8 protein-coding genes and 1 pseudogene are annotated in these 9,631 nt (G+C 65.9%); 4 read left to right on the forward strand and 5 right to left on the reverse strand.

The window, feature by feature from the left end; translation table 11 throughout:
* Positions 1-324 (forward strand): annotated as a pseudogene (locus tag A39O_RS31835) (hypothetical protein); the annotation flags it as partial.
* A gap of 552 nt (positions 325-876) precedes the next feature.
* Complete coding sequence (locus tag A39O_RS0103465; protein WP_157639593.1) at positions 877-1,041, forward strand: hypothetical protein; 165 nt, start codon at positions 877-879, stop codon at positions 1,039-1,041.
* A gap of 108 nt (positions 1,042-1,149) precedes the next feature.
* On the opposite strand, the gene hrpB is transcribed toward A39O_RS0103465, so the two are convergent.
* The 3 genes from hrpB to A39O_RS0103480 form a co-directional block, all read right to left on the reverse strand.
* Positions 1,150-3,633 (reverse strand): ATP-dependent helicase HrpB, encoded by a 2,484-nt coding sequence (gene hrpB, locus A39O_RS0103470; RefSeq protein ID WP_020503316.1) that lies wholly within the window; start codon positions 3,631-3,633, stop codon positions 1,150-1,152.
* Positions 3,634-3,776: 143 nt separating this feature from the next.
* Positions 3,777-3,983: a hypothetical protein gene (locus A39O_RS0103475; protein WP_020503317.1), complete on the reverse strand. Its 207-nt coding sequence runs from the start codon at positions 3,981-3,983 to the stop codon at positions 3,777-3,779.
* Positions 3,984-4,073: 90 nt separating this feature from the next.
* The gene (locus tag A39O_RS0103480; protein ID WP_020503318.1) at positions 4,074-4,382 is read right to left on the reverse strand and encodes a DUF4342 domain-containing protein; all 309 of its coding nucleotides are present in this window, start codon (positions 4,380-4,382) and stop codon (positions 4,074-4,076) included.
* A 185-nt stretch (positions 4,383-4,567) separates the two neighbouring features.
* Here A39O_RS0103480 and A39O_RS42505 point away from each other — a divergent pair, with 185 nt between their 5' ends.
* Entirely contained in the window at positions 4,568-5,458 is an 891-nt protein-coding gene (locus A39O_RS42505) for a uracil-DNA glycosylase family protein (protein WP_245561758.1), read from the forward strand.
* A 228-nt stretch (positions 5,459-5,686) separates the two neighbouring features.
* Here A39O_RS42505 and A39O_RS0103490 read toward each other — a convergent pair whose 3' ends face one another.
* Together A39O_RS0103490 and cysZ are read right to left on the reverse strand one after the other, a co-directional pair.
* Entirely contained in the window at positions 5,687-5,986 is a 300-nt protein-coding gene (locus A39O_RS0103490; protein WP_020503320.1) for a sll1863 family stress response protein, read from the reverse strand.
* A 615-nt stretch (positions 5,987-6,601) separates the two neighbouring features.
* Positions 6,602-7,786 (reverse strand): sulfate transporter CysZ, encoded by a 1,185-nt coding sequence (gene cysZ / locus A39O_RS0103495; protein ID WP_020503321.1) that lies wholly within the window; start codon positions 7,784-7,786, stop codon positions 6,602-6,604.
* Positions 7,787-7,973: 187 nt separating this feature from the next.
* Here cysZ and A39O_RS0103500 point away from each other — a divergent pair, with 187 nt between their 5' ends.
* On the forward strand, positions 7,974-8,813 hold the full coding sequence (locus A39O_RS0103500; protein ID WP_026199140.1) for a SirB1 family protein: 840 nt from the start codon (positions 7,974-7,976) through the stop codon (positions 8,811-8,813).
* Positions 8,814-9,631 lie beyond the last annotated feature (818 nt).

Raw genomic sequence — 9,631 nt, forward strand, 5'->3', positions numbered from 1 at the left:
ATCCCCGCGCAGTGGAGCCGGCAGGTGTTTACGTTCACCGCCCCGCGCACCGGCAATTTCCAGGTGAAGTTCAACGTGGGCCGCGAGAGCACCGATGTGTGGGTTGACTCGGTGTACCTGTTCGCCGGCAATGCCGATGTGTTCCGGCGCGACTTCGACAACGCGGTGGTGGTGGTCAATGCGACACCGACCGCACGGACGGTCGATCTTGGCGGCACCTTCCAGCGCATCCGCGGCACCGGACAGGATCCCGTCAATGACGGCGCCGCCGTCACGCAAGTCACCTTGCCGGCCTACGATGCCATCGTGCTGGTTCGGCCCTAGGAATCGCTGTTGAACTGATCCGAGGCGAATGCTGCCGTACCGGCAGCATTCGCCATCGGATCATCCTTCTTCCGTCAGCCGGTGTCCGCTCGGCTTCTTATGTTTCCCTCGCTCTCCCACTCCACGGCCGGCAGCGCGGTCCGTGGTTGCCGGAATTGAACTGATCCGCATCGACGCCTGACGTCAACAAGAAATTCCGATCTCAGCGTGAGTCTGCGGCCGCCTCGTCGCCGTGGTGTATTTCCGGAGTCGCTCACTGTCGATACCTGACAAATTTTGTCACATTTTGCCCAAGCGACGCGTTGCAGCCAGCCGCAACAAGCCACAGCGCAGCACGACCTGACTGTTCTCAACCTGGAGACTCCTTGGCATCACTGGTATTTTTGATCATTCGAATCAAGCAGCCAGGAAAAACCAGCAAGTGGCATATTTCATGCTTTTTAATGGATGACGGGACCGCGGAAGCGCCGGCACAGCGGCGGCTCTCCGAGTCAACCGGCCCCTCTTACATCCGCGAGAAGCATCATGAAAAAAATGCAATCAGGTTTTCGGTTGATCGAAGTCGCGATCATCATCGCGATCGTCGGCATTCTGGTCAGCGTCGCCGCACCACTCTATCAGAACCACATGGCCGGCGAAAATGACGCCGGCGTCGCCCCGGCAGTCGGCACCACCGGGCTCTCGGCCACCAATGGCGGTCACTCGAACGTGTTCTGACAGCGGTTGACGGCGGATTGCCGATTGCTCGGTGGGGAGGGCGACTGAAGTCGCCAGTCGCCACCACAGTCGCCCCTACCGCCCGCGCGGTCGGGATGTGGGAGTCGCCTAACGCCGCGGCCGCCCGGTCCGCGTCACCGGCGGCGCGGTCAGGGGGTCGTCCGGCCAGGGGTGCTTGGGATAGCGTCCGCGCAGTTCTTTGCGGACTTCCGGGTAGCCGCGAACCCAAAAGCCCGCCAGGTCACGGGTGATCTGTACCGGCCGCCCGGCCGGGGAGAGCAGATGCAGCATCACCGGCACCCGACCCTGGCAGACGCTCGGCGTCTCGCGGGCGCCGAACAGCTCCTGGAGCGGGACCGGCAGGACGGGCTCGCCCGCGGGCCCGGCCCGGTAGTCCAGACGCCGACGGTTGCCGGCCGGGGTCGTCAGGGTCTCCGGCGCCAACGTGTCCAGGCGGGCACGCTGACCCCGGTCGAGCAGACCGGCGAGCAGTTCCTTGAGCGGTAGGGCGCGCACCTCGGTGAGACTGCGCAGCCCCCCGAGCCAGGGACCCAGCCAGTCATCGAGATCCAAACGCAGTCGCTCGTCACTCAGGTCCGGCCAGCCCCCCGCCGGATCCATTCGGCACAGCAACGCGACCCGCGCCTGGAACTGAAGCGCCGGCTCATCCCACGACAGACTCGCGTCGAAGCGAGCCGCCACCTGACCCAGCAGCAGCTCCAGCGTGCGCGCCGGATCGCCGACCGGCAACGCCTGTGAGTCCAGCACCAGGGCGCCCAGTCGGGACTCCCGACGCGCAGTCACCGCGTCGCGCTCGGTGTCCCAGGCAACCTGCTCGCCGGTCAGGATGCGCTCGGCCAGCGCCGCGCGCAGCGCCGACTCCGAAACCGGCAACGCGAGCTGGATGCGCGCGTCCCGCCCCCGGGCATCGAGTTCGGCGGCGACCAGATAGGGATGGACAGCGAGCGCGTCCTCGGGCGGCAGATCGGCCCCGGTGCCGACCGCCAGCAGATAGCGCCCGTCACGGGCACCGCGTCGCTGGGCGATCCGGTCCGGGTACGCACTGGCCAGGAGCGCACCGGGTTCCAAGGCGACGGCGCGCTCCGCCGGGCCGGGAGCCGGGTTCTTCGGCGGGCGCGCACCGCGCGCCCCTTCCATCGGCACCAACCGACGACTCAGCCGATCCGCTGCGGCCAGTCGGGCCCGCCCCATCCCCGCGCTCTGGCGACCGGCCCGGAAGGCCTCCAGGGCCGCGAGCCGCAGACCCAAATCGGCCGGACGCGGCAAGCCGGGTGTAGCGCTCCAGCCATCCCGGTCGGCGAGCAGGGCCGCCAGGTCGGCCGCCAGACGCCGGTCCTGCGGCTGCGACGCCTGCGCCAACATGCGCCCCAATCGCGGATGCAAGGGCAACTCCGCGATGCGGCGCCCGACCGGTGTGATCGCACCGCTCGCGTCCAGCGCACCCAAATCCTTGAGCAACGCCAGTGCCTGCGCCCAATGGGGTGCGGGCGGCGCATCCAGCCAGCGCAGCCCGGCCGGATCGCGCAGCCCCCAGAGGGCCAAATCCAGGACCAACTGCGCCAGGTCCGCGTCCAGGATCTCCGCTCGCCGATGCGCGGCCCGCCCCACCTCCTGAGCCCGCGTCCAGAGCCGGTAACAGACCCCGGGCGCGGTCCGCCCGGCGCGTCCCGCGCGCTGATCGGCCGAGGCGAGCGGAATCGGCTCCGTCATCAGCCGGGTCAGACCGGAGCCGGGGTCCAGGCGGGGCTTGCGGGCCAGACCACTGTCGATCACCGTGGTGACCCCCTCGATGGTCACGCTGGTTTCGGCAATGTCGGTCGCCAGCACCACCCGGCGGCGGCCCCCGCCGTCCGCGGCGCGGGCGGGCACCAGGGCCCGCTGCTGCTGCTCCACGGTGAGCGTACCGTGTAGCGGCAGCAGATCCAGAACGGCCCCCACATCGGGCTCCAGGCGGCGGCGTACCCGCTCGATCTCCGCCACGCCAGGCAGAAACGCCAGCACATCGCCGGCGTGTTCAACGAGGGCCAGACGAATCGCCGACTCCATGGCGGCCAGGGGATCGCGCGGCGCCGAATCCGCATAGCGAACGTCCACCGGAAAACTGCGCCCCGCGGCCCGGACCACGGGCGCATCACCCAGCAGCGCGGCCACCGGCCCCGCGTCCAGGGTCGCGGACATGACCAGGATCCGCAGGTCCGGACGTAGGGCCTGTGCGGCATCCAGGGCCAAGGCCAAGCCCAGATCCGCCTGGAGGCTGCGCTCGTGGAATTCATCGAAGATCAGGAGCCCGACCCCCTCAAGCCCTGGATCGGACTGAATACGCCGGGTCAGAATCCCCTCGGTGACCACCTGGATGCGGGTGCGCGGCCCGATACAGCGCTCGAAGCGCACCTGATAACCGACCGTTTCACCCAGTGTTTCGCCCAGCAGCGCCGCCATTCGGGCAGCCGCCATCCGCGCCGCCGGACGGCGCGGCTCCAGCATCAGGACGGTCTGGCCGGCGAGCCAGGCGGCATCCCGCAGCAGGAGCGGGATGTGGGTGGTCTTGCCCGATCCGGGCGGGGCGACCAAGACCGCGTGACCCAGCGTCAGCGCGGCGGAAAGGGGAGCGAGCGCCCCATCGACCGGGAGTGGCGGACCCAGATCCCGGGTCGACCCGGCGGGGTTGGAGCCGGGGCTCAGCGCGACGGCCGGGGCAAGGCCCGGGACGCGGCTCAGGATGCGGCCGGCGCCTCTTCAGCCGGCGCCTCGGCAGGCGGGGCCTTGGGGGTCATGACCTTGACCAACTGTTCGTCCACCAGGATACGGACCTTGTCCTCTCCGTTCAGCCACTTCTTGCCCTTGGCATTGGCCTGTACCGCATAGCGGCCGGACTTCTTCTGGAACACGGTGTATTCGGCGGTCTGCTTGACTTGCTGCATCAAAAATCTCTCGCGTTGTGGTTGGGTACCGGCGCGGTGTTCGTCCGGTAAAAAATGAAATCAGTGCACTATGCGCGGCTCACGGCCGCTTCAATCGTCATCGCCGGGCCGCGGCAACTTGGGGGACGCGTCCCCGTCGCGCTCGATCTGCACCCGGAAATCCGCGATCAGCGCCGCCATGGCGCCCAACGCGGCAAGCACCGGTGCCATCAGGGTCAGAACACCGGCGATTCCGACGCCCGCGGTGAGCGGGATCTCCAGCAGGGCCTCGCCGCTGCGGCGGCGCACCACCAGGCGGCGGACGTTACCCTCCTGGATCAGCGCTTTGACTTTGTCCACCAGCTCAGCGCCCTGGACTGTAATCTCTTCGGTCAGCGTACGTGGCTCGCGATCGGACATGGCAGCGTTACCTGGGCAACTGGCTTGGGGGCGTGCGCCGTGGGAGCAGCCGTTCTTTCACGGTAAAGAACAGCCAAGGGATACCGTCGTAGTTTAATGCAAAACTGCCGACACCATCGGCTCATGTCGCACGTGTATAGCCTTCGTACCTGATATCCGGACAGACCCTTGATGTAGGGGCGGGTTTGAAACCCGCCCCTACGTCCGGTTATCACGTCCGACGACTCTATCAGGGTCGCCGTCTCGACAACGCCCGAGCGGCCCGCTACCGTTGGACCTACTATGACACCCATCCTCGCAGGCACGCCGTGGAAGCGCAGCGACTGAAGACCATCGATGATTTGCTGGACTGCGAAGACGAGCGCGTGGAGCTGATCGGCGGCATCAAACCCGCCGGGAGCGGTCCGGCCGACCCGTCACTGCAGGCCGACTCCCGATCGGCAATCGCCGCGGCATCCGACCAAACCGAGGCCCTGGATCGCCTCTATGAGGACCTGCGCCGCTGCCGCCGCTGCCCCGGCATGTTCGGCCCGCCGGTCCACGGCCTCGCCGTCCGCTCACCGGTCATGATGATCGGCCAGGCCCCCGGGACACGGGAGATCGAACAAGGCCGACCCTTTTGCTGGACGGCTGGCAAGACGTTGTTTCGTTGGTTCGAGTCGATCGGGATCAATGAGGCGGGATTTCGCGCACGGGTGTTGATGAGCGCGGTGTGCCGCTGCTTTCCCGGCAAGAATCCCAAGGGCGGTGACCGGGTACCGGATCGGGTGGAAGTCGAAAACTGCACGCCCTGGTGGCGCGCCGAACTGGAAACCGGCCAGCCCCGACTGATCATCCCCGTGGGCAAGCTTGCCATCGCCCAGTTTGCCGATCAACTGCCCGCCCGGGCACGACTGGACCTGCTCGTGGGGCGCCAATGGCCCTACCGATCCGCTACGGGGCTTGCGGTAGACCTGATTCCCCTGCCCCACCCCTCGGGCGCCTCCACCTGGTTCAAGATGGAACCCGGCCTGACCCTGCTGCCTCAGGCGCTGCGCCTGATCGCCGCCCATCCGGCTTGGCAGGACGTCCTGTAGCACGCCCATCCACCAGCAACCACCGTGCCGGCCTTGATCATTGGCACCACAAAGACACGAAGAACACAGAGATTTCCGCTGCGTCGTCTTGACACTGGATCTCTCAACAGGTGATCGCAGCAAAGATGCAACGCGGCATTGGTCTCCGTGCCCTTTGTGCCTTTGTGGTGCCAATCCCCCGCGCGGCGCATACCGCACGGGGCTTGCCTGGAAGCGCCGGTCAACGCCTCAACTGAAGAAGGCCTTCACCCGCTCGAAGGAGTCCTTGACGCCGACCTTGAGCTCTTCCCATTTCTCTTCGGCCTCATCCTTGATCTCCTCCCACTTATCATCGGCGGCACCCAGGATCTCCTCACGCTTGGCCGCACCCTCGTCCCACTTGGCCTTGACCTCGGCCATCTGCTCATGGAGCTTGGCCTTCACGTCATCAGAGGCATCCTCCGCCTTCGCCCGCAACCCTTCCAGATCAACCTGCCACTCGTCGAGTTGGGCCTTGAGTCTTGCCAGATATTCTTCTTTCGTCTGCATGATCTCGATTCCTCTCGGTTGAAGCACTCACTGCGACCGACCTGCCGGCCGGGACATCGGCCGCGGCATTATCGACCCGGTGCCACAGTCCGGTCTAGCGCACTCATGTGACCCTGAAGGCTGTCACTTCACGATCTGCGGCGGCGTCTTGGGCGGCACCACTCACCGTGGAGCCGTCGGCGGGGCTGATGGCGCTTATCCACCACGGGCCGCTCGAGACCCTCAACTTTGGAATTGCTGACGGTCGGCAGGCGCGCTCGAACTGAGGCGATTTCCGGGAAGGATCTTCGTATTCGGCGGGACGACTAAAGTCGCCCCTCTAGTCCTACGGGGTCTTGCAGGCATGCGCAGTCGGGATGTTCATTTCCGGAAATCACCTTAGGTCAATTCCAAGTATAGCCCCTCGTCCGCTTTGCGCAGGTCATCGCTGGCTAGCCACAAACAACCCGCTTTCTCAAGGCATCGCCAAGGTCGCGATGCTCAAGACCCTCGACAAGTGCGCGACGCCCAAACGCCGCCCGGAACGATGATTTTAGCGTTCGCACCTGATATCCAGACAGACTTTCGTGTAGGGGCGGGTTTGAAACCCGCCCCTACGTCCAGTCTCACACGGGGTTAATCGAGCAGCACATCCTTGGCCTCGTTGATCTTCGCCGCCAGGTAATCCGAGCCGCCCCGGTCGGGATGCAGCCGCTGGACCAGCCGCCGATGGGCGGCACGGATCTCCTCCGGGCCGGCCCCTGGGCCCAAACCGAGGACCGCCCTCGCCTCTTCCTGCGGCATGTGCTGCCGCGCCGTCGGCTTGGGAGCATCCGCACGCTGCGCGGGCGTCGGCCGACGCACCGGCTGCTCGCGCTCACGCTCCAGGTAGACTTCCAGGGCTTCGGCCGAGGCGAGGTCACCGGCATACCACTGTGCGAGGAGATCGATCAGATCCTGGGTCGAAACCCGCTCCAGGGGCAGTCCGCTGAAGGGTCCGGTCAGGAACTCGCCGCGCATGTGTCCGGAGAGTTGATCGATGACCAGCAGCACACCGCGGGTCGCCACCCGCGATTCGTGCGCGCCCTGGTAATTGGGCGACCCTTTGAGTTCGCGCACCCACAGGGCGGTGGCACCGGCCACCGCGCTGGGCATCACGATGAAGTTGAGCACCGGGACCATGCTGACGCCGACCGTCGCGGCACCGAACCCCAGACTCAGGGTGCGCCGCTCGCGCAGCCGTCGGCGCTGCTCGCGGAATTTCAGCCCGTTGTTGCCCATAGGATAATCCGTGTACTGCACCGCCATGATCCAGGCGGTATAGAGGAACCAGAGGATCGGCCCCACCAGCGGCACGAACAGCAGCAGCAGGAACGGGATGGCGAGCAGCACGGCGTAGAGAATCTTCTTGGTCTCGTCCCACAGGGTCGGAATCAGTTCCTTCAGCATCTTCGGCACCCCGCCGCCCTGCTCCAGCGGCCGTCCGGTGAGCAGCAGTTCGACTTTCTCCGCCAGCAGGCTGTTGAAGGGTGCGGCGATCAGGTTCGCGACCAGGGCGAACCCGTAGAAGACCAGCACCAGGAGCAACAGCACAAAGACCGGCCAGAGAATCCAGTCGAGCCACTGCAGCCAACTGGGAACGCGCGCGTCCATCCAGGTAACGAAGCCCTCGAACCAGGAGACCCCGGCGGCGATGCCGGCCGAGAACACCAGGATGTTGACCAACAAGGGCACGATGACGAAGCGCCGCAGGCCCGGGCGGGTGATGAGCCTGATGCCCTGGAACAGATAGCCGGCACCGGAGACAGGGTTGACGGACATGGTTGAATTGGGATCGTCTGGTTCGTGAGATTTGGACGGGAACACAGTATACCGAGCCGGGGCCTTGGGGTATCCCATCCACGGCAGTCGCGGCTGAACTGCGCGCCGGAGACATAAGACCAACGGGTTGACGGAACGCCTCGGCGGATGCACTGTCGGGACTTCCTACAGCAGCCAGGAGATCACCATGCAGCGAGCCCAAGAAGAACTCACCCGGTTGGCCCAACTCCCGGATGCGGCGATCGATCTCCCGCGCGGCGCGCTGGCGATCAGCCGTCTGTTCCAGCCGACATTGGATGCCGACCGGTCGCTGCGCCGGTTTGACAGCCTCTGCATCGCCGCGGTCTCCAGCGTGCCGCGTGAGGCGGACCTGACGCACCGGGTGCGGGCACTCAACCGCTTTCTGTTCGATCAGGAGGGATTCGGCGGCAATCTGGAGGACTTCTACGACCCCCGCAACAGCTTCCTCGATCAGGTACTGGAACGGCGCACCGGCATCCCGATCAGTCTGTCCCTGATCTATGTGGAAGTCGCGCGTCAGGTCGGAATACCGGCTTTCGGGGTCGGCTTTCCGGGTCACTTCCTGGTGCGGGTCGCGGCCGGCGACGCGATGCTGGTCCTCGACCCCTTCAGTCGCGGCGCCTCACTCGATCTGGAGGATCTGGACCGCCGCCTGGACGATGTCTACGGCTGCGGGGCCTTGACCGTCGCGGCGAATCCGGCACTGTTGCGGCCGGCCACCCGGCGGGAGATCCTGGTGCGGATGCTGGCCAACCTGAAGGTGATCTTCCTGCGCGACGGTGACCTGGGACAGGCGCTGATCGCGGTCGATGGACTCCTCGCCCTGCAGCCGGATTCGCCCGATGACCTGCGTGACCGCGGCCTGATCTACCGCGAACTGGGCTATACCCCGGCCGCCGCGGCCGACCTGCGCCGCTACCTCCAGGTCAGCGACGACGCGGCGGAAATTGCGGAACTCATGCCGGTCCTCGCGGAGCTGGAGGCGGCGGGAGTGCGGGTGCACTGAGGGGGCGGCCAGCGCATCCGGGATGCAGAGCGACCGGCTGCCGGCTGGTCTGCGCCAAGGGCCTGGGCGATGACGCCCAGACCAGCCGCCTTGTCCATACGACCGCCATGAGCTATCGCCTTCGGACGTGATAACCGGACGTAGGGGCGGGTTTCAAACCCGCCCCTACTACACGAAGGTCTGTCTGGATATCAGGTGCGAACGCTATCTCTCCCCCATATACACCGTCGTCGAAACCCCACTGTTCACAAAGCTCTGGCCGCGTTACTGGCACGAAACCCCGACGCCGGCGATGTGATTCCCGGCACGGACGGACTGCGGAAAGTGCGTTGGACCCGCGCCGGATCCGGCAAATCCAGTGGGGTACGGGTGATCTACTACACCCGATTCGCCTCTGGGGCACTCATGCTGTTGGTACTGCACGCGAAGTCCGAACGGGGAAACCTGTCCGCCAAGCAACTTGTGGAGATCAGACATGCCATCGAACACGCAACCCCTGACTGATGATGAACTGGAAGTGTTTGAAACATCAAGCTCCGTAGGAGCCCGCTTGCGGGCGACGTGACCTGCCGGAATCGCGTCATTGTGCCCCCACCCGTCGCCCGCAAGCGGGCTCCTACGGGTTGGATTTCTCGCGGAAATCACCTTACGTTAGAATGTGGAGCAACAAAAAGCCTTTATGTTGACTCATGCCCTTATCCTAGGGGCTAAGTCCGACAGGCTGCTAGGAGAAGACCTGCTGGAATCCATCCGTCAGATGAACGCGGGCCTGGGGACAGTGGTGTACTCGCCGATCATCGCCGCCCGCCAGAACGCCG

The organism is Lamprocystis purpurea DSM 4197, assembly GCF_000379525.1.
Classification (GTDB): domain Bacteria; phylum Pseudomonadota; class Gammaproteobacteria; order Chromatiales; family Chromatiaceae; genus Thiodictyon; species Thiodictyon purpureum.

What these genes read in the sequence shown, in the direction of transcription:
- A39O_RS0103500 (WP_026199140.1), top strand. Translation starts at nt 7,974, where the DNA reads ATGCAGCGAGCCCAAGAAGAACTCACCCGGTTGGCCCAACTCCCGGAT.
- cysZ (WP_020503321.1), bottom strand. Translation starts at nt 7,786, where the DNA reads ATGTCCGTCAACCCTGTCTCCGGTGCCGGCTATCTGTTCCAGGGCATC.
- A39O_RS0103475 (WP_020503317.1), bottom strand. Translation starts at nt 3,983, where the DNA reads ATGCAGCAAGTCAAGCAGACCGCCGAATACACCGTGTTCCAGAAGAAG.
- A39O_RS0103490 (WP_020503320.1), bottom strand. Translation starts at nt 5,986, where the DNA reads ATGCAGACGAAAGAAGAATATCTGGCAAGACTCAAGGCCCAACTCGAC.
- A39O_RS0103480 (WP_020503318.1), bottom strand. Translation starts at nt 4,382, where the DNA reads ATGTCCGATCGCGAGCCACGTACGCTGACCGAAGAGATTACAGTCCAG.